Raw genomic sequence first — 18,779 nt, 5'->3', positions numbered from 1 at the left:
GCCCGGCACCGCGCCCCTTTTTGTTTATCGGGATGAGGCGGATCAGACCGCCCTGAGCGCCGCCTGCGCCGCGGCCAGCCGGGCGATCGGCACGCGGTAGGGCGAGGCGCTGACATAATCGAGCCCGGCCTCCTCGCAAAAGGCGATCGACGCCGGATCGCCGCCATGTTCGCCGCAAATGCCCAGCTTGATGTCCGCCCGCGTCGCCCGGCCGCGTTCGGCGGCAAGGCGGATCAGCTCGCCCACCCCCTCGACATCCAAGCTGACAAACGGGTCGCGCGGGAAAATTCCCTTGTCGACATAGGCGGTCAGGAAGCGGCTGGCATCGTCGCGGCTGACGCCCAGCGTGGTCTGGGTCAGGTCGTTGGTGCCGAAGCTGAAGAATGCGCCGACCTCGGCGATCTCGCCGGCCTTGAGTGCGGCACGCGGCAGCTCAATCATCGTGCCGACCAGATAGTCGATCCGCCGCCCCGCCTCGGCAAACACCGCCTCGGCCGTGCGGTCGATCACCTCCTTCATCAGCTCCAGCTCGCGCCGCGTGGCAACGAGCGGGACCATGACCTCGGGGATCGGCGCTTCGCCGCTCTGCTCGGCAACGGCGACCGCCGCCTCGAAGATCGCCCGCGCCTGCATTTCGTAGATTTCGGGATAGGTGACGCCCAGCCGGCAGCCGCGATGGCCGAGCATCGGATTGAACTCGTGCAGCTCGGCGGCGCGGCGCTTCAGCACCTCGACCCCGACCCCGGCGGCGGCGGCGACATCCTCGAACTCCGCCTCATTGTGCGGCAGGAATTCGTGCAGCGGCGGATCGAGCAGCCGGATCGTCACCGGCAGGCCGGCCATGATCTCGAAGATCGCGGTGAAATCGGCGCGCTGTTCGGGCAGCAGCCGGTCAAGTGCGGCGCGCCGCCCCTGTTCGTCGGACGCGAGGATCATCTGCCTGACGGCGGTGATGCGCGCGGCGTCGAAGAACATGTGTTCGGTGCGGCACAGGCCAATCCCCTCCGCGCCGAAATCGCGCGCGGTGCGGCAGTCGGCGGGGGTTTCGGCATTGGTGCGCACCTTCAGCCGGCGGACACGGTCGGCCCACACCATCAGCGCGCCGAAATCCCCGGCCAGTTCGGGCTGCACGGTCGGCACCGCGCCCACCATCACCTCGCCGGTCGCACCGTCGATGGTGATGACATCGCCTTCGCTGACCGTGCGGTCGCCGACGCGGAACAGCCGTGCCTTGCTGTCGATGGCCAGCGTCCCCGCGCCCGACACGCAGGGCCGGCCCATGCCGCGCGCGACGACGGCGGCGTGGCTGGTCATGCCGCCGCGCGCCGTCAGGATGCCGCGGGCGGCGTGCATGCCGTGAATGTCCTCGGGGCTGGTCTCGACGCGGACAAGGATCACCGCCTCGCCCAGCTCGGCGCGTTTCTCGGCGGTGTCGGCGTCGAACACGACGATCCCCGATGCCGCCCCCGGCGAGGCCGGCAGCCCCTTGGTCAGCACGTCGCGCGGCGCCGCCGGGTCGAGCGTCGGGTGCAGCAGCTGGTCAAGCGCCTGCGGATCGACGCGCAGCACCGCCTCGCTCTCGCCGATCAGCCCTTCGGCCACCATGTCGACCGCGATCCGGAGCGCAGCCTTCGCCGTGCGCTTGCCGCTGCGCGTCTGGAGCATCCACAGCTTGCCGCGTTCGACGGTGAACTCGATATCCTGCATGTCGCGGTAATGCCGCTCCAGCAGGTCGAACACCTGCGCCAGCTCGGCATAGGTGTCGGGCATCGCCTCTTCCATCGACAAGGGCCGCGCGCCCGCCGCCTCGCGCGCCGCACGGGTCAGATATTGCGGGGTGCGGATGCCCGCGACCACATCCTCGCCCTGCGCGTTGATCAGATATTCGCCGTAATAGACGCGCTCGCCGGTCGACGGGTTGCGGGTGAAGGCGACGCCGGTGGCCGATGTCTCGCCCATATTGCCGAACACCATCGCCTGCACATTGACCGCGGTGCCCCAGTCGCCGGGAATGTCGTTCAGGCGGCGATAGACCTTGGCCCGTTCGGACTGCCAGGATCCGAACACCGCGCCGATCGCGCCCCACAGCTGGTCATGCACATCCTGCGGGAAGGGGCGGCCCCATTGTTCCTCGACCAGGCCCTTATACACGCCGACCAGCCTTTCCCAGTCAGCCGCCGTCATGTCGGTGTCGAGGAAATGGCCCTGATCTTCCTTGGCGATTTCCAGCGCTTCCTCGAACGCGCCGTGATCGAGGCCGAGCACGACATCGGAATACATCTGGATGAAGCGGCGATAGCTGTCCCAGGCGAAGCGCGCATCGCCCGACGCGCGCGCCAGCCCGGCGACGGTCACGTCGTTCAGGCCGAGGTTCAGCACCGTGTCCATCATGCCGGGCATCGACACCCGCGCGCCCGAACGGACGGAGACGAGCAGCGGATTTTCGGCATCGCCGAACCGCTTGCCGGTCACCGCCGCGATATGGTCGATGCCGGCGGCCACTTCGGCCTTCACGCTGTCGGGAAAGCTTTCGCCTTCCTCATAAAAGCGCGCGCACATGGCGGTCGAGATGGTGAAGCCCGGCGGCACCGGCAGGCCGATCGCCGCCATTTCGGCAAGATTGGCGCCCTTGCCGCCCAGCAGGGACTTGTCGCCCGCCCCGCCATCCGACACGCCGCCGCCGAACCGATAGACATATTTGGTCATCACCACCCCTTTTGGCTGCCCGTGCAGCCTGTCGCTGGTCCCCCGAACGCCCCTGCCGTCCTGACCGTCTGCGCGGCCTTAGCCTTCAATCTTTGAAAAATCGGCAACCCGGTGCACGGCATCGCGCATCCGCGCGAGCAGGCCAAGCCGCGCCGCGCGCTTTGCCGGATCGGCATCATTCACCGTCACCTGATCGAAAAAGCCGTCAATCGGCCCGCGCAGGCTGGCGAGCGCGGCCATCGCGCCGGCAAAATCCTCGGCCGCGACCGCCGCCTCGGCCGCGGGCGCTGCCGCATCGAGCGCGGCGGCAAGCGCGGCCTCCGCCGGTTCGGGCGCGGGATTGACCGCCCCTGCGGCAAAGCTTTCCTTTTTCAGGATATTGGCCGCACGCTTGTAACCGGCAAGCAGATTTGCCCCATCCTCGGTGCCGATGAACGCCTGCAGCGCATGGACGCGGGCGAGCAGGCGCACCAGATCATCCTCGCCGCCGAGCGCGAACACCGCATCGATCAGATCGTGCCGGACGCCTGCCTCGCGCTGCTGCACCTTCAGCCGGTCGGCGAAGAAATCGAGCACATCGGCCGCCACTTCGCGGCCAAGCGGGAAGCGCAGCCGGTTTTCAAGGATCAGCGCAATCACGCCCAGCGCCGACCGCCGCAGCGCAAACGGATCCTTGGATCCGCTGGGCTTGAGGTCGATCGCGAAAAAGCGGGTGATGCTGTCCAGCTTGTCGGCCAGCGACACCGCGACCGTCACCGGCGCGGTCGGCACGTCGTCGCCCTGCCCGGCCGGTTTGTAATGATCGCGGATCGCATCGGCGACCGCATCCGGCAACCCCTGGGCGCGGGCATAATAGCCGCCCATCACGCCCTGCAGCTCGGGAAACTCGCCGACCATGCCGGTGACGAGATCGGCCTTGGCGAGCCGCGCGGCGGTCTCGGCCGCGTCGGCCATGTCGGGCGTGCCGACAATGCCCTGTTCGACCAGCCAGCGCGCGAGCCGCGCCACCCGGTCGACCTTGTCGGCGACGGTGCCGAGCTTTTCATGGAACACGATCTGCGCGAGCTTGCCCGCCTGGTCGGCGAGCGGCACCTTGAGATCGGTGTCGTAGAAGAAGCGCGCATCACTGAGCCGCGCGGCGAGCACCTTCTGGTTGCCGGCGACGATGCGCGCGCCGCCATCGGGCGCGGCGATGTTTGCCACGCACACGAAAGCCGGGGCCAGCCGCCCGTCCGCGCCCGCGCAGACGAAATATTTCTGGTTCACCCGCGCGGTCAGCTGGATGACCTCTGCCGGCACGTCGAGAAAGGCGGGATCGAACCGGCCGAGCAGCGGCACCGGCCATTCGGTCAGCCCGGCATTTTCGGTGACCAGCCCGTCATCGGGCAGGACGCGCAGACCCGCCGCCCCGGCAAGTGCGGCAGCGCCGTCGCGGATGATCGCCGCGCGTTCGTCCTGATCGACGATCACATGCGCTGCGCGCAGCGCGTCGGCATAGCTGGCGGCGTTCGGGATCGAAACCGGCCCCTGATGCATGAACCGGTGCCCGGCGGTCTCCCGCCCGCTCGCCACGCCATCGACCGCACACTCGATCACATCGTCGCCCAGCAGCGCGATGATGCCCTGCAGCGGCCGCACCCAGCGCAGGCTTTCGGTCGACAGCGACGCCTGCCCCCAGCGCATCGATTTGGGCCATGGAAAGCCGCGCACGATGGCGGGAATGGCCTCGGCCACCACATCGGCGGTGCGGCGACCGGGCCGGCTGGTCACCGCAAACCACACGCCGTCGCGCTCGACCAGCTGGTCGCGGGTCAGCCCGGTCTTGCGCAGGAACCCGTCCAGCGCCTGATCGGGGGCGCTGGTGCGCGGGCCCTTCACCTCTTCGGTCACCGCGTCGGTCTGAAGCGGCAGGCCGCGGGCGATGACTGCCAGCCGCCGCGGCGTCGAATAAGCGGTCATGTCCGCCGCCGCGATCCCGGCGCGGGCCAGTTCCTCGGTCAGCAGCCGGACGAGATCGGCGCGCGCGCGCGCCTGCATCCGCGCCGGGATTTCCTCCGACCGGAGTTCGATCAGCAGATCGGTCATGCCGCCCATCCGTTATGCGTCATCCAGGCGGCGCAGGCCCCCTTGGCGAGGTCGCGCACCCGGCCGATATAGGCCTGGCGCTCGGCGACCGAGATCACGCCGCGCGCATTGAGCAGGTTGAACACATGGCTGGCCTTGATCGCCTGTTCATAGGCGGGGATGGCGAGGCCGCGCGACAGGCACGCCTCGCATTCGGCTGCCGCCTTGCGGAACAGATCGAACAGCGCCTCGGTGTTGGCGACCTCGAAGTTCCAGGCGCTCATCTGGCGCTCGTTTTCGAGGAACACGTCGCCATAGGTGACGCCGCGCCCGTTGAAATCGAGCTGATAGACGCTGTCGACGCCCTGGATATAGGTCGCCAGCCGCTCCAGCCCATAGGTCAGCTCGCCCGCCACCGGCTTGCAGTCGAACCCGCCCATCTGCTGGAAATAGGTGAACTGGGTCACTTCCATCCCGTCGCACCACACTTCCCAGCCCAGCCCCCAGGCGCCGAGCGTGGGCGATTCCCAGTCATCCTCGACAAAGCGGATGTCGTGGCGCGACAGATCGAGCCCGATGGCGGCGAGCGAGCCCAGATACAGCTCCTGCAGGTCAGGCGGGCTGGGCTTCAGGATCACCTGATATTGGTAATAATGCTGCAGCCGGTTGGGGTTTTCGCCATAGCGGCCGTCGGTCGGCCGGCGGCAGGGCTGGACAAAGGCCGCGTTCCACGGCTCCGGCCCGAGCGCGCGCAGCGTCGTTGCGGTGTGGAACGTCCCTGCCCCCATTTCCATGTCATAGGGTTGCAGGATGAGGCAGCCGCGCTCGCTCCAATAGCGGTGCAGCGTCAGGATCAGGTCCTGAAAACTGGGGGGGCGTGTATCGGTCAAAGCGCACCGCACCTGCCCAAAGGCCGTCCGGGAATCAAGGCCGTCCGAGAATCAGGGGCGCAGCTGCGCGACGGGACTCGCGCACGGCCCCATGTTGCGTTAGCGTAACAAGCATGGGGCAATCTCAACCAATACTGAAACTCAACCCGCAGCTCGACCTGCCGGGACTGAAAACGGCGTTTGCGCGCGACCGGCGCGTGCAGATCCGCGATTTCCTGACCCGGGACTCGGCCCAGTCGATCGCCCAGCTGCTCGCCGAGGAGACGCCCTGGGGCTTGTCCTGGCAGGCCGGGGCCGACGGCCCGCACAAGCTGCGCCGCGAGCAGATGGCCGGCCTCGATCCGTCGACGATGCAGCGCACCTGGCAGAAGCTCAACCACGCCGCCGCAACCGGGCAGTTCGCGTTCATCTATTCCCAATATCAGATGTATGACGCGGTGCGCGACGGATGGTCGGCCAGCGCCGCGCATGACGGCATCGTCGCGGCGCTGAACGGCCCCGACATCATCGCGCTGATGCGCGACGTCACCGGCATCGGCCAGATCAGCTGGTGCGACGCCCAGGCCACGCATTTCGGCGCCGGCCAGTTCCTGACCGTGCATCAGGACGTGAACGAGAATGAGGACTGGCTGGTCGCCTATGTGCTCAATCTGTGCACGCATGAATGGCACCCCGACTGGGGTGGCTATCTGAACTTCTTCAACGATGACGGCGACATCGTTGCCGGGTTCCGTCCGCGCTTCAACGCGCTCAACATCTTCGCGGTGCCACAGCATCACCATGTGTCCTACCTGCCCGGCTATGCGCCGGCCGGGCGGTTTGCGATCACCGGCTGGTTCAGGGGGCGCTGACCGGCACCGGCGACGCCGCCGCAACTGGTCGCCGCCCGGCCCCGGACTGTCACATTTCAACCACAAGGCGGCGAAAACCCGCCTATGGATTGACGCGAAACCATTGCGCGACGCGATTCATCGTCTAAAGGGCATATCAGGCGGGAGTATGGGTCCGCCACTCAACAACTGCGGTGCAGGGAGATACAAGATGTTCAAGCGTGGTTTGACGGCCGCGATCGCGGCTGCCAGCCTGGTCGCCGCCCCGGCGATGGCGCAGGCGAGCGCCTCGAAGCTTTCGGTTGCGGGTGCGGCGCGCACCGGCGCGACCGTTGAGGGCAATGACGCCATCGGCGGCACCGCCCTGATCGGCATCGCCGTGTTCGCGGCGGTCCTCGCCGGCGTGTTCCTGCTCGCCGACAGCGAAGACGATCCCGTCAGCGCCTGATCCGCGCCTGACGCAAGGATTTCGGGAAATGCCGGTCGCCCCAGGGCGGCCGGCATTTTCTTTTGGCTTGCCACTTTCAGGTCAAGTTCTTTTGGACTTATCCTTCTGGCAACGACCGAAGATACCCCCACGCGCCGCAACCATTACGGATTAATCCTGAGGCAACTTGGCCATTGCAACGCATTGGTGATGGGTTAACATGTGAATGGCGGCGGTTGACGCCGTCGGACGGGGAGACGTTTCATGTTGAAAAAGGTGATGACGGCACTTGCCGCCGCGAGCCTGATCGCCGCGCCGGCGATGGCTCAGGGCAATGCCGCGAAACTGTCGGTCGCGAATGCCTCGCGCGCGGGTGCCGAGGTCAAGGGCAACGAATTCCTCGGCGGCTCGGTGCTCCTGATCGCCCTTGCGGTCGCGGCCGTCGTGGTCGGCGTGATCGTCCTGACCGACGACGACGATCCCGCCAGCCCCTGAGGCCGGCGCCGTCACCGGCGATCCGATATCAGCGCCGGCGCCCCATGGGTGCCGGCGTTGCTGTTTTCGTCCCACACATCGCTGGGAAAACAGGTCTTGCCCGGCTTTGTCCCCGGTCCTGTCCGGTGTCTGGTTGCAAATGCCCGGCGATGGTGACGCCCTGGCCAACGCCCGGAGCCTGCACGACCCGGCTCATGCGGGGGCTCCGTGAGGCCCCGTTACGCCGCGACCCCGAACAGAACGGCTTACGCCGCGCCCCCGAACAAACCGGCTTACGCCGGCTGGGGGGCGCGAGCGTCCGGATAGACGCTGTCGGCCTTGGCGATCAGCGCGCGGTCGTCATGGTTCCACGGGTGAAAGCCCGGCATGAAGAAGGCGAGCCAGGCCGGGATCAGCCGCCGGACCACGCCCGGACGGCCGAGCAGATAGGCGAACACCCCCCATTTCGCGCGCGCGCCGGTGATCCCGTCCTGCGCCAGCAGCTCAAGCGTGCCTTCAATCCGCTTGACCCAGAAGGTGCGGCTGACGAGCAGCATCATGATCGTCTTGACCTTCCACCGCTTCCACCGCGACCAGTCGCGCGTCGCGTGGAGCCAGGTGTCATAGGCGACGCCCTTGTGCTCGATCTCCTCGATCGCGTGCCATTTCCACATGTCCGCCGTCTCGCGGTCGACGCCGCGCCAGTAATCGGCATCCTTCAGCATCATCTGCGCCATCATCGCGGTGTAATGCTCCAGCGCCATGGTGACGGCGAGGTTCAGGATCTGCGGCCGGTTCCTGGTCAGTTCCAGCGATTCGACCACCACCTGTTCGAGGTGGCTGACATCATAGCCGGCATCGACGACGCGGCGGTTGAACGCCACATGTTCGCGGCTGTGCATCACCTCCTGCTGCACAAAGGCGCGGATCTCGCGGTCAAGCTTTGCCGGCACGCCGTCGCGAAAGGCCTTCACCGATTCGATGAAGAACGCCTCGCCGCGCGGAAAGGTGACCGACAGCGCATTGTGAAACGCGGTCGCCACCGGATCGCCGTTCATCCACCAGCGGTCCTGCCGGCTGCCCCGGCCGAAGCGCCGGTCGCGCGGGGTGATGGCAAGGTCGGCAGGGGTCTTGTCGTCGCGCATGAATCTGCTCTCCCGGCGGGAATCGGCCTGTTCGGGGCAAAACATGACCATCACTGACATTTGTGTCAATAGCGCGCCGGCACCGTCATCTCCCCCTGCTCTCCCGCGCCGCCCTTCCCCGGCCTCTCGCCTTCACGGTCAGGCCCGGCTATGCGGCGGGCCCGAACAGGAGCCTGTCCGTCCGCCATGCCCGCCGCCCGCAAACGCCTGACCCCCGAAGCCAGCCGCAGCGCCGCGCTCGATGCCGCGCGCGACCTGCTGGTCGAAGCGGGGCCGCAGGCGGTGACGCTCAAGGCCGTGGCCGCGCGCATGGGCCGCACCCATGCCAATCTGCTGCATCATTTCGGTTCGGCCGCCGGGCTGCAAAAGGCGCTTGCCGAGACGATGGCCGAACAGATCACCGCCGAGATCGGCGCGGCGGTCGCCAAGGCGCGGGCCGGTGACGGCCAGCCGCGCGACATTGTCGACCTGACGTTCGAGGCGTTCGACAAGGGCGGCGGCGCGCTGGCCAGCTGGATGATCCTGTCGGGCAATGACGATGCGCTCGATCCGATCCTGACCGCGATCCACCGGCTGATGGACCGGCTGGGCGACGGCGCGCATGACGCGGAAATGCGCCGCGACACGCTCAACCTCGTGCTCGTCGCGCTCGGCGATGCACTGCTCGGCGGGCCGATGGCGGCGGCGCTCGGCCTGCCCCGGGGGGCCGCGCGCGACATCGCCACTGCCCAGCTTGGCGCAGCGCTGGCCAGCCGAAGCGGCAACCAGCCGGGCTGAACTGCCCGTCCGGGGGAAATCGGGCCGCCCAACTGGCGATTTGCGCCGAACCGTCCTATGGCGCGCGGATGCATTTCCTCGATCAGGCCAAGATTTTCATCCGCTCCGGCCATGGCGGCGCGGGCGCGGTGAGCTTCCGGCGCGAAAAATTCATCGAATATGGCGGTCCCGACGGCGGTGACGGCGGCAAGGGCGGCGACATCGTGTTCGAAGCCATTGCCGGGCTGAATACGCTCATCGATTTCCGTTACACCCAGCATTTCCGGGCGCAGCGCGGCAATGGCGGCTCGGGATCGAACCGCACGGGGGCCGGCGGCGACGATCTGGTCATCAGGGTGCCGGTCGGCACCCAGGTGCTCAGCGACGACCGGGAACATGTGCTCGCCGATTTCACCGCCCCCGGCCAGCGCGTCGTGCTGCTGCGCGGCGGCGATGGCGGCAAGGGCAATGCCGCGTTCAAAAGCTCCACCAACCGCGCGCCGCGCCAGCATGGCAAGGGCTTTCCGGGCGAGGAAATGTGGGTGTGGCTGCGCCTGAAGCTGCTGGCCGATGTCGGCCTTGTCGGCCTGCCCAATGCCGGCAAATCGACCTTCATCAACCTTGTCACCAACGCCAAGGCGAAGGTGGGGGATTATGCCTTCACCACGCTGCGCCCGCAGCTGGGCGTCGTCAGCCACAAGGGGCGCGAGTTTGTGCTGGCCGACATTCCGGGGCTGGTCGAGGGGATGGGCGAAGGGGCCGGGATCGGCGACCGGTTTCTCGGCCATATCGAACGCTGCCGCGTGCTGCTGCATCTGGTGGACGCGCATGGCGAAGACCCGGTCGAGGCATGGCAGACGGTGCGCACCGAGCTTGCCCGTTACGGCGCCGGGCTGGAGGACAAGCCCGAGGTCATCGCGCTCAACAAATGCGATCTGCTGGACGATGAGCTGACCACCGCCATCGGCGACGAGCTGCGCGCGGCGAGCCATGCGCTCGTCCTGCCGCTGTCGGGCGCGACCGGCCAGGGGCTGGAGGCGGTGCTCGACCGGCTGGTCGAAGCGCTCGGCCCCGCGCCCGACACCGGCAACAGCGCTGCCGCGGCGCACGGCCCGGACGGCGGCGATGCGGACGAGGACCGTCCCTGGTCGCCGCTCTGATCCCGGCCCGGTCATGGCCGCCCCTGCCCCCCAACGGTTGATCGTGAAGGTCGGATCGTCGCTGCTCGTCGCGGCCGACGGCGCGCTGCGCCGCGACTGGCTGGCGACTTTGGTGACGGACATCGCCGCCGAGCGCACGCGCGGCCATGAGGTGGTGGTCGTCTCCTCGGGCGCGATCGCGCTCGGCGCGCGGCGGCTGGGCCTGCCCAAAGGCGGCCGGGCGAATCTTGAGGATGCGCAGGCCGCCGCCGCGACGGGCCAGGTGCTGCTGTCCGCGCTCTGGGCGGAACTGCTCGGCAGCCACGCGATCACCGCAGCGCAGATGCTGGTCACGCTCGACGATCTCGAGGACCGCCGCCGCTATCTGAACGCCAGCGCGACGCTCGGCCGGCTGCTGGCGCTCGGCGTCGTGCCGGTGATCAACGAGAATGACAGCGTGGCGACCGCCGAAATCCGATTTGGCGACAATGACCGGCTGGCGGCGCGCATCGGCCAGGCGGCGCAGGCCGGGCTGGTGCTGCTGCTGTCCGATGTCGACGGGCTGTATGACCGGCCGCCCGGCACCCCCGGCGCGAGGCTGGTCGACCGGGTGGCGCGGGTCGATGACGATGTGCTGGCAATGGCCGGCAGCGGCAGCGGATCGGGCATGGGCAGCGGCGGAATGCGCGCCAAGCTGGAGGCGGCGCGCATCGCCGCCGCCGCCGGCATTCCGCTTGCCATCGCATCGGGCCAGCGCGACCATCCGCTGGCGCATTGGCGGCAGACCGGGCTTGGCACGCTGTTCGCGGCCGAAGGCGGCGCGGGCGGGCGCAAGGCCTGGCTGGCGGGGCGCTTGACGGTTGCCGGCCGGATCACCATCGATGCCGGCGCTGCGGCGGCGCTTCGTGCCGGCGGCAGCCTGCTCGCGCCCGGCGCGGTTGCGGCGGACGGCGCGTTCCGGCGCGGCGACGTGGTCGACATCGTGCATGACGGTCGCGCCATCGCGCGCGGCCTCAGCGAATATGATGCGGCCGATGCGCTGCGCATCCTCGGGCTGCGCTCCGACGAGCAGGCTGGCCGGCTGGGCCATGCCCCGCGCGCGGCGCTTGTCCACCGCGACCATCTGGTGCTGATCGTCTGAACGAATGACCAAGACCCCGCTTCCCACCCTCGCCATCACCGGCGGGACCGGCTTTGTCGGCGCGACGCTGGTGCGCCATGCGGTGATGCGCGGCCATGCGGTGCGCGCGCTCACCCGCCGCGCCCAGGCCGGCCATGGCCGCATCCGCTGGATCGAGGGCGCGCTTGACCAGCCCGACAGTCTTGCCCGGCTGGTTGAGGGCGCCGATGCCGTCATCCATGTCGCGGGCGCGATCAACGCGCCGTCGCGCGACGCCTTTGCCGAAGCCAATGTCGCCGGCACGCTCAACATGGTGGAGGCCGCGCGCGCCGCCGGGGTGCGCCGCTTCATCCATGTCAGCTCGCTCGCCGCGCGCGCGCCCGACCTGTCGGATTATGGCTGGTCCAAGGCGCGGTCCGAACAGGTGGTCGGCGCATCGGGGCTGGACTGGACGGTGGTGCGCCCGCCCGCCGTCTATGGCCCTGGCGACCGCGAAACGCTCGAGCTGTTCCGCTGGGCGCGGCGCGGGCTGGTGCTGCTGCCGCCGCCGGGGCGGATCTCGGTCATCGAGGTCAGCGACCTCAGCCGGTTGCTGCTGACGCTGGTGGGCGCCGAAGACAGCCTGGCGCAGATTTACGAGCCCGACGATGGCCGCGAACAGGGCTGGAGCCACCGCGAGTTTGCCGAGGCGATCGGCGTCGCGGTCGGCCGGCGGCGCGTGCGCACGCTCGGCCTGCCGCGGCCGATCCTGGCCGCCGGCGCGCGCCTCGACCGGCTGGTGCGCGGACGCAAGGCGAAGCTGACCCCCGACCGGGTCGGCTATTTCTGCCATCCCGACTGGGTGGCGGCTGCCGACCGCCGCCCGCCCGCCGATCTGTGGCGGCCGCATATCGCCACCCATGCCGGGCTGAAGGCGACCGCCATCACCTATCGCACATCGGGCTGGCTGTAGCGCCGCCGCGCCGCATCGCTGCCACCCTTCAGCCGCAATCGCTTGGCAAGCGGCGACCAAACACCCTAGGAACGCACCATGTCCGACCGTCAGCAGATCCTCGACACCGTCACCCGCCTGATCGAGCCGTTCAACAAAAAGGGCGTCGCCCTGGCCGAAGGCATCACCTTTGCCGGCGACCTTGAATGGGACAGCCTGACGGTGATGGATTTCGTCGCCGCGATCGAGGACGAGTTCGACATCATCATCACGATGAACATGCAGGCGGAGATCGAAACCGTCGGCCAGCTGGTCGACGCGGTCGCCAAGCTGAAGGACGGCGGCAATGGCTGAGGCCGATGCGATGATCGCCGGGGCGCAGGCCCCCGCGCGCGACCTGATGTCCAAGTTCGACGGCCTGATCGCCGAGCGCAAGGCACTGCTTGATTCGGGCGTCACCGATCCGTTCGCGATCGTGATGGACGAGGTCCGCTCGCCCACCCAGGCGGTGATCAAGGGGCGCGAGACGATCCTGCTCGGCACCTACAATTACATGGGCATGACGTTTGATCCCGACGTCATCGCCGCCGGCAAGGCCGCGCTCGACCAGTTCGGGTCGGGCACCAATGGCAGCCGGATGCTGAACGGCACCTTCCGCGACCATATGGCCGCCGAACAGGCGCTGCGCGATTTCTACGGCATGACCGGCGCGATCGTGTTCTCGACGGGCTATCAGGCCAATCTGGGCATCATTTCGACGCTTGCCGGCAAGGGCGATTACATCATCCTCGACGCCGACAGCCATGCGTCGATCTATGACGGCTGTGCGATGGGCAATGCGGAGATCGTCCGCTTCCGCCACAACTCGGTCGAGGATCTCGACAAGCGGCTCGGCCGCCTGCCGGCCGAGCCGGGCAAGCTCGTCGTGCTCGAAGGCGTCTATTCGATGCTGGGCGACATCGCGCCGCTCAAGGAGATGGTCGCCGTCGCCAAGAAGCATGGCGCGATGGTGCTGGTCGACGAAGCGCATTCGATGGGCTTTTTCGGCGCGCATGGCCGCGGCGTGTATGAGGATCAGGGGCTGGACGCCGATGTCGACTTCATCGTCGGCACCTTTTCCAAGTCGGTCGGCACGGTCGGCGGCTTCTGCGTGTCCAACCATCCGAAGTTCGAGGCGGTCAGGCTCGCGTGCCGGCCCTATATCTTCACCGCGTCGCTGCCGCCCTCGGTGGTGGCGACGGCGGCCATGTCGATCACCAAGCTGATGCACGCGCATGACAAGCGGCAGCGGCTGTGGGACAATGCCCGGCACCTGCATGGCGGGCTGAAGGCGCTGGGCTTCAGGCTTGGCACCGAAACGCCCGAATCGGCGATCATCGCCGTCATCCTGCCCAGCCAGGAGGAAGCGGTCGGCATGTGGCAGGCGCTGCTTGAACAGGGCGTCTATGTGAACATGGCGCGGCCGCCGGCGACGCCGGCCGGCATGTTCCTGCTGCGCTGCTCGCTGTGCGCGGAGCACAGCCGCGAACAGCTGGACCGGGTGCTCGGCATGTTCGCGGCCGCCGGCCGGGCGGTCGGCGCGATCGCCTGACGCGCCGAACCGGCTGGACTTGGCCGCGCATCCGCGCTTTGCTGTGCAGGCGTGGACATGGCTGATCCCCCGCTGCCGCAGGACGGCGACCGCGACCTGACCGGCCTGCGCCGGGGGCTGGTGGCCGGATTTGCGCTGCTCGCGGCGCTCGCCCTTGTCGTGCTGATCGGCATGGTGTCCACCTCCAATGCCGAGCGCGACGCCGCCCTCCGCGCGCAGCGGCACAGCTTTGAGGTGATGAACCTCGCGCGCACGCTCGAAGCGACGATGACCCGGTCCGAAGCGGCGCTCGGCCGCTATGTGGTGAGCGGCGATGCGCAGACCGGGCGCTATTATTTCGATCAGTGGCGGCGCGCCGGCACGCTGCTCACCCGGCTGCGGCAGATCGTGCGCGACAATCCCGCCCAGGTGAAGCTCGTCGATCGGCTGCAGGCGATCTACGACCTGCGCGGCGACCAGCTAGCCGATGTCGCGCTGCGCACCAACTATAATCAGGGCTGGAACGCGCTTGGCCGCTATTTCCAGGCCGGCCAGTCGAAAAGCGTGACCGAACTCGCCGACACGATGGAGGCGATCATCACCGCCGAGCGCAACCTGCTGATCGCGCGCACCGGGGCAGCCACCCGGTCGGTCGAACGGTCGAACCGGCTGGCGCGCATCCTGTCGCTGTTCGGCGCGGTGGTGGTGATGGGGGCGATCATCCTGGCCTATGCCGCGATCCAGGAAATGACGCAGCGCCGCCTGGCCCGGCGCGAGGCCGATGACGAGGCCCGGCGGGCCGACGAGCTGGAAGCCGCCGTCGCCGCGCGCACCGCCGAGCTGCGCGACGCCAATGCCGCGCTGCGCGCCGAGGCGGCAGAGCGCGAGGCCGCCGAGGCGCAGCTGCGCCAGGTGCAGAAAATGGACGCGGTCGGCCAGCTGACCGGCGGCATCGCGCATGACTTCAACAATATGCTGGCCGTGGTGCTGGGCGGGCTGGAGCTGGCGCGGCGCCGCGCCGCCGACCGGCCCGATGATGCGCTGCGCCATATCGACAATGCGATGGACGGGGCGCGCCGCGCCGCCGCGCTCACCCGCCGGCTGCTCGCCTTTGCGCGCGCCGAGCCGCTGCTGCCCGAGGCGATATCCGCCGACACGCTGATCGCCGGCATGACCGAACTGCTCGACCGGACGCTGGGCGAGCGCATCCGCGTCGAGACCGGCTTTGCAGGCGGCGACTGGCTGGTCTGGGTCGACCGGCAGCAGCTGGAAAATGCGCTGCTCAACCTGGCCGTCAATGCGCGCGACGCGATGGACGGCGAAGGGACGGTGAGCATCGCCACGTCGCGCCGCAGCCTTGCCGCGGGCGAGGCGGGGGCGCTGCCCGCCGGGGACCATGTCGCGATCACCGTGGCCGACACCGGCTGCGGAATGGACCCAGCCGTGCTGGAGCGGGTGTTCGAACCCTTTTTCACCACCAAGCCGGTCGGCAAGGGCACCGGCCTTGGCCTCAGCCAGGTGTTCGGCTTTGTCGGCCAGTCGGGCGGCGAAGTGCTGATCGACTCCGCGCCCGGCCGGGGCACGACCGTCACGCTGTTGCTGCCGCGCCACTGCGCCGCGGCAGCGGCCGCCCCCATCGCCGCCGACACCGAACCCGCTGCACAGGCCGGCACGACGCCGCCCGCCCGGATCCTCGTTGTCGAGGATGATCCGCGCGTGCTGGCCGCGACGACCGAGGCGCTGGCGGAGCTTGGCCATCATCCCGTCCCCTGCCCCGACCCCGAACAGGCTGAGGCGCTGATGCGCGATCATCCCGACATCCGGCTGGTGATCAGCGATGTCGTGATGCCGCGCCTGACCGGGCCGGAACTGATCGCCCGGCTGCACCCGCGCCACCCGCAGGTCGGGGTGCTGTTCGTCACCGGCTATGCCGGCGATGCCGGGGGCAATGACGCCTTTGCCGGGCATGAGGTGCTGCGCAAACCCTTCACCATCGGTGCGCTCGAACGCGCGGTCGGCCGGGCGCTGGCGCGCGGCGGCATGACGCGCGATCCGGCCGGGTCAACGGCGCAGGCCGCGCTGGGCTGATGCAGAGCGGTGTCCAAGCTGGGCGTGAGGGGCCATCCGGCTTCAAAACGCTCTGATTTGTCGGTTTGGCGCGTGTTTCGAACCGTCAGGTCAGTCCAGCTGACTGGAAACCGCGCTAGCGCACCGCCCCCGCGCGCAGCAGGCGGGGCAGCAGGACCAGCGCGGCGATCAGCGGCCAGCGCCTTTGCCAGGGCCGGATCTCGATCCCTGTCCCGGCATGGCGATTGATCTTCCACGCCAGATAATCGATCCCGCCGGCAAAGGTCAGGCTGGCCTTGGCGAGCCGCAGCACAGTGAGCGCCTTGCCGCGCCGCCGCAGCCCGGCCCAGCGCCGGTCCGAATGCCGGTCGGGCAGATGGGCGAGCAGCCGGGCGAGGCCCAGATAGCGGGCAGGATCCCAGTCCACGATCGATCCGGGCCGGTCGCCACGCTCGGCACGCAGCTCCGCGCCATAGGTCAGGGTAAAGCCGGCACGCCACCGCGCCAGCGGGTCGGCGTCGGGCGGGGCGAGCGTCCACATGGTGGCAACCGCCTGCGCCACCGCGCCTGCCACGGCAGCCCGCGCGCCGTCATCGGCCGCCCAGACGAGGCGGACCGGCTGGGCGAAGCGCGCCCATACCGACACGCTTGCCGCACCCGGCCCGGTCTGGGCCTCAAGATCGGCCAGCGACAGCACCGCATATTTGGCGGCCAGCCCGTCGCTGGTGAACGGAAACACATTGGGCGGCACCAGCCGGTTGGCGACCGCCAGCCAGCGCGCCGGATAGGCGGCGCGGTAATCGCGCACGATCAGGTAGAAATCGAGCATCTGGCCCTCCAGCGTCCCCGAACGCAGGCAGGAGCCATAAAAGATCATGGCGACCGCACCCGGATGCCGGGCGGCGATCTGGCGGGCGAGTGCGGCGATGCGCGGATCGACCGGCACGTCCAGTTCGGCAGTGATCGCAGCAGACAGCGCGGCATAGGCCGCACCCGGATCGGCGACGGGGCCGGAATCAACGGGGCCGGGTTGGACAGCACGGGACGGCACGACCGCGATCCCGATCAGGCGGCGAGTTTCAGGAACGGCACCGGCGGCGTCGTGCGCAGCACGATCGGATGGTCGCGGTCGGCCAGAAACAGCTCGCCATCGAGAATGACGTTCGACCGTTCGCCCTCGATCCGGATCAGGTCGCCCTGCTCCATATGCACGCCCTCAACCCGCTGGCGGCCGAACCGGCCGAGCAACGTCTCGCGCACCATGCGCAGCAGCGCCCAGGGGCTCTGGTCGACGGCCATCAGCTTCATCCGGCCGCGCCCCGGCTGGGTGCGTCCGCCGAGCAGCAGCTTTTCAAGCGTGGTCACGATCAACAGGCTGAACCGGCCCGACAGCTGGCCGTCCCGGACCAGCGAGATGCGCACGGGGGCCGGCCGCGGCGGCAGGAACGCCGCGCGGATGCCAAACAGCGACGAGAACAGCACGGCAAGCGCGGTCAGGAAATGGCACAGGCCGTTGGGCAGGCCGAGCGGATAGAGCTTGTGCCGGCAATAAAGGATCGAATCCGCCAGCCCCGCCCCGCCCAAGAACATGCCGAGCACCGGCCGCGTTTCGTTGGCACCGCTGGTCAGCGCGATCAGTTCGCGCTCGACAATGTGCGGCGCGAGATCGGCCTTGGCGAGTTCGACCACCCGTTCCAGCGCGTGCAGCGGATCACCCTGCGCGCCCAGATCGAGCGCGATCAGATTGGTCTTGCCGTTGGGCAGCACCGCGACCGGCGGCGGCGTGTCGCCGAAATGGCGGCCGCCATGCAGTTCGGTCAGCGCCGCCTGCACGGTGCCGTCGCCGCCATTGATCACCAGCACCTTGGGCCGGATTCGCGCGATCGTGCACATCGCCGCCGCAATCTGGCTGACATGCTCGACCTCGTAATGAAAGACGTCGGGGTGGGTCGCGCAATAATCGCGCACGCGCGGCAGGAGCGCGCGATTGCCCGTCGAGCGCGGGTTGGAGAGGAGCGCGACCCGGCTCATCCCGCCGCCACCGGCCCGATCGACAGCCCGCGGCGATATTGCAGCTGGACATCGACCGGGCTGACGCCCGCACCGGCGCGAACCACCACGTCACGAAACTCAGGCTTCAGCCGCAGCAGCGACAGCCGGGGGTTGCGCGAAAAGCCGCCGCCATCGCTCCAGCCCGACTTGCCGTCACCGTCGAGATCGTGGCGCACGGCGACGACATAGGTGCCCGGGGTCGGCAGGGCGATGCACACATCCATCCGCCCGCTGCGCGTGACCGGCAGGTCGATGCGGCGCAGCTTGCGCCCCTTGGCCAGGAAATCGGCCGGATTGTCGCCATAAAGCTGAACGCGCAGCATGCCGGTGCGGGTCTTGAAGCCGTCGACGCGCACGAGGAACGCCGTCTCGCCGCGCTCGCACGCCCCGGCATCGGCGCCCAGGGCCGTCGCCATGGCGGGCGCGGGTGCCATGGCGAGAAACGCCACCATCCCCAGTCCGACCGCCCAAACTTTTGCCATGACCGTCCTGCACATGCTCGCTATAGGCAGGCGCGCGCCGGGCGCATTCCCCGCCATGTCAGAGCGCGAAGATGGGCAGGGTTTGCGGCCAAAACATGGTCATGGCACGACTGAAATTCGGAAACT

Annotated in this window: 17 protein-coding genes; 10 read left to right on the top strand and 7 right to left on the bottom strand. The window is 68.9% G+C overall.

Translation table 11 applies throughout. From position 1 onward, the window contains the following. Positions 1–42: 42 nt before the first annotated feature. From ppdK to GVO57_RS05590, 3 genes are all read right to left on the bottom strand, one after another. On the bottom strand, positions 43–2,706 hold the full coding sequence (gene ppdK, locus GVO57_RS05600; RefSeq protein WP_160592336.1) for a pyruvate, phosphate dikinase: 2,664 nt from the start codon (positions 2,704–2,706) through the stop codon (positions 43–45). Positions 2,707–2,784: 78 nt separating this feature from the next. Further along, complete coding sequence (gene glyS, locus GVO57_RS05595) at positions 2,785–4,791, bottom strand: glycine--tRNA ligase subunit beta (RefSeq protein WP_160592335.1); 2,007 nt, start codon at positions 4,789–4,791, stop codon at positions 2,785–2,787. Continuing rightward, entirely contained in the window at positions 4,788–5,660 is an 873-nt protein-coding gene (locus tag GVO57_RS05590; RefSeq protein ID WP_201752696.1) for a glycine--tRNA ligase subunit alpha, read from the bottom strand. Before GVO57_RS05590 ends, glyS begins: the two co-directional genes overlap by 4 nt. A gap of 113 nt (positions 5,661–5,773) precedes the next feature. On the opposite strand from GVO57_RS05590, the gene GVO57_RS05585 reads away from it, so the two are divergent. The 3 genes from GVO57_RS05585 to GVO57_RS05575 all read left to right on the top strand — a co-directional run bounded on the left by GVO57_RS05585 (position 5,774) and on the right by GVO57_RS05575 (position 7,412). Continuing rightward, on the top strand, positions 5,774–6,511 hold the full coding sequence (locus GVO57_RS05585; RefSeq protein WP_160592334.1) for a 2OG-Fe(II) oxygenase: 738 nt from the start codon (positions 5,774–5,776) through the stop codon (positions 6,509–6,511). Between the two features lie 190 nt (positions 6,512–6,701). Further along, positions 6,702–6,938 carry a hypothetical protein gene (locus GVO57_RS05580; RefSeq protein WP_160592333.1) on the top strand — a complete coding sequence of 79 codons (237 nt, stop codon included), beginning with the start codon at positions 6,702–6,704 and terminating at the stop codon, positions 6,936–6,938. Between the two features lie 243 nt (positions 6,939–7,181). After that, a complete protein-coding gene (locus GVO57_RS05575; protein WP_233281487.1) occupies positions 7,182–7,412 on the top strand; it encodes a hypothetical protein in 231 nt (76 codons plus the stop codon). A 272-nt stretch (positions 7,413–7,684) separates the two neighbouring features. On the opposite strand, the gene GVO57_RS05570 is transcribed toward GVO57_RS05575, so the two are convergent. Further along, entirely contained in the window at positions 7,685–8,536 is an 852-nt protein-coding gene (locus tag GVO57_RS05570; RefSeq protein ID WP_160592332.1) for a metal-dependent hydrolase, read from the bottom strand. 186 nt (positions 8,537–8,722) lie between these two features. Here GVO57_RS05570 and GVO57_RS05565 point away from each other — a divergent pair, with 186 nt between their 5' ends. The 7 genes from GVO57_RS05565 (at position 8,723) to GVO57_RS05535 (ending at position 16,140) form a co-directional block, all read left to right on the top strand. Next, positions 8,723–9,313 (top strand): TetR/AcrR family transcriptional regulator, encoded by a 591-nt coding sequence (locus GVO57_RS05565; RefSeq protein ID WP_160592331.1) that lies wholly within the window; start codon positions 8,723–8,725, stop codon positions 9,311–9,313. Between the two features lie 68 nt (positions 9,314–9,381). Beyond that, positions 9,382–10,452: a GTPase ObgE gene (gene obgE, locus GVO57_RS05560; protein ID WP_160592330.1), complete on the top strand. Its 1,071-nt coding sequence runs from the start codon at positions 9,382–9,384 to the stop codon at positions 10,450–10,452. A 13-nt stretch (positions 10,453–10,465) separates the two neighbouring features. Next, positions 10,466–11,572: a glutamate 5-kinase gene (gene proB, locus GVO57_RS05555; protein WP_160592329.1), complete on the top strand. Its 1,107-nt coding sequence runs from the start codon at positions 10,466–10,468 to the stop codon at positions 11,570–11,572. A gap of 4 nt (positions 11,573–11,576) precedes the next feature. Beyond that, a complete protein-coding gene (locus GVO57_RS05550) occupies positions 11,577–12,503 on the top strand; it encodes an NAD-dependent epimerase/dehydratase family protein (protein WP_160592328.1) in 927 nt (308 codons plus the stop codon). Positions 12,504–12,581: 78 nt separating this feature from the next. Next, the gene (locus GVO57_RS05545) at positions 12,582–12,836 is read left to right on the top strand and encodes an acyl carrier protein (protein ID WP_160592327.1); all 255 of its coding nucleotides are present in this window, start codon (positions 12,582–12,584) and stop codon (positions 12,834–12,836) included. Continuing rightward, positions 12,829–14,073 carry a serine palmitoyltransferase gene (spt, locus tag GVO57_RS05540; protein WP_160592326.1) on the top strand — a complete coding sequence of 415 codons (1,245 nt, stop codon included), beginning with the start codon at positions 12,829–12,831 and terminating at the stop codon, positions 14,071–14,073. Before GVO57_RS05545 ends, spt begins: the two co-directional genes overlap by 8 nt. Positions 14,074–14,130: 57 nt before the next feature. After that, entirely contained in the window at positions 14,131–16,140 is a 2,010-nt protein-coding gene (locus tag GVO57_RS05535; protein WP_160592325.1) for an ATP-binding protein, read from the top strand. Positions 16,141–16,255: 115 nt separating this feature from the next. Here GVO57_RS05535 and GVO57_RS05530 read toward each other — a convergent pair whose 3' ends face one another. The 3 genes from GVO57_RS05530 to GVO57_RS05520 all read right to left on the bottom strand — a co-directional run bounded on the left by GVO57_RS05530 (position 16,256) and on the right by GVO57_RS05520 (position 18,587). Beyond that, positions 16,256–17,095: a hypothetical protein gene (locus GVO57_RS05530; RefSeq protein ID WP_160593843.1), complete on the bottom strand. Its 840-nt coding sequence runs from the start codon at positions 17,093–17,095 to the stop codon at positions 16,256–16,258. An 89-nt stretch (positions 17,096–17,184) separates the two neighbouring features. Further along, positions 17,185–18,150, bottom strand: coding sequence for a diacylglycerol/lipid kinase family protein (locus GVO57_RS05525; protein WP_160592324.1), 966 nt, complete (start codon positions 18,148–18,150; stop codon positions 17,185–17,187). After that, positions 18,147–18,587, bottom strand: coding sequence for a DUF2141 domain-containing protein (locus GVO57_RS05520; protein WP_233281486.1), 441 nt, complete (start codon positions 18,585–18,587; stop codon positions 18,147–18,149). The genes GVO57_RS05525 and GVO57_RS05520 overlap by 4 nt, the downstream gene beginning before the upstream one ends. Between the last annotated feature and the right edge of the window lie 192 nt (positions 18,588–18,779).

Origin of the sequence: Sphingomonas changnyeongensis, assembly GCF_009913435.1 — a bacterium.
GTDB classification, from domain to species: domain Bacteria; phylum Pseudomonadota; class Alphaproteobacteria; order Sphingomonadales; family Sphingomonadaceae; genus Sphingomonas_B; species Sphingomonas_B changnyeongensis.
This window is presented reverse-complemented; position numbering and strand designations above follow the sequence as displayed.

Bases quoted from the DNA above. Each gene is read 5' to 3' on its own strand.
- ppdK (WP_160592336.1), bottom strand. From the start codon at position 2,706: ATGACCAAATATGTCTATCGGTTCGGCGGCGGCGTGTCGGATGGCGGG.
- spt (WP_160592326.1), top strand. From the start codon at position 12,829: ATGGCTGAGGCCGATGCGATGATCGCCGGGGCGCAGGCCCCCGCGCGC.
- GVO57_RS05550 (WP_160592328.1), top strand. From the start codon at position 11,577: ATGACCAAGACCCCGCTTCCCACCCTCGCCATCACCGGCGGGACCGGC.
- GVO57_RS05520 (WP_233281486.1), bottom strand. From the start codon at position 18,587: ATGGCGACGGCCCTGGGCGCCGATGCCGGGGCGTGCGAGCGCGGCGAG.
- GVO57_RS05565 (WP_160592331.1), top strand. From the start codon at position 8,723: ATGCCCGCCGCCCGCAAACGCCTGACCCCCGAAGCCAGCCGCAGCGCC.
- glyS (WP_160592335.1), bottom strand. From the start codon at position 4,791: ATGACCGATCTGCTGATCGAACTCCGGTCGGAGGAAATCCCGGCGCGG.
- obgE (WP_160592330.1), top strand. From the start codon at position 9,382: ATGCATTTCCTCGATCAGGCCAAGATTTTCATCCGCTCCGGCCATGGC.
- GVO57_RS05545 (WP_160592327.1), top strand. From the start codon at position 12,582: ATGTCCGACCGTCAGCAGATCCTCGACACCGTCACCCGCCTGATCGAG.
- GVO57_RS05535 (WP_160592325.1), top strand. From the start codon at position 14,131: ATGGCTGATCCCCCGCTGCCGCAGGACGGCGACCGCGACCTGACCGGC.
- GVO57_RS05570 (WP_160592332.1), bottom strand. From the start codon at position 8,536: ATGCGCGACGACAAGACCCCTGCCGACCTTGCCATCACCCCGCGCGAC.
- proB (WP_160592329.1), top strand. From the start codon at position 10,466: ATGGCCGCCCCTGCCCCCCAACGGTTGATCGTGAAGGTCGGATCGTCG.
- GVO57_RS05580 (WP_160592333.1), top strand. From the start codon at position 6,702: ATGTTCAAGCGTGGTTTGACGGCCGCGATCGCGGCTGCCAGCCTGGTC.
- GVO57_RS05575 (WP_233281487.1), top strand. From the start codon at position 7,182: ATGTTGAAAAAGGTGATGACGGCACTTGCCGCCGCGAGCCTGATCGCC.
- GVO57_RS05585 (WP_160592334.1), top strand. From the start codon at position 5,774: ATGGGGCAATCTCAACCAATACTGAAACTCAACCCGCAGCTCGACCTG.
- GVO57_RS05525 (WP_160592324.1), bottom strand. From the start codon at position 18,150: ATGAGCCGGGTCGCGCTCCTCTCCAACCCGCGCTCGACGGGCAATCGC.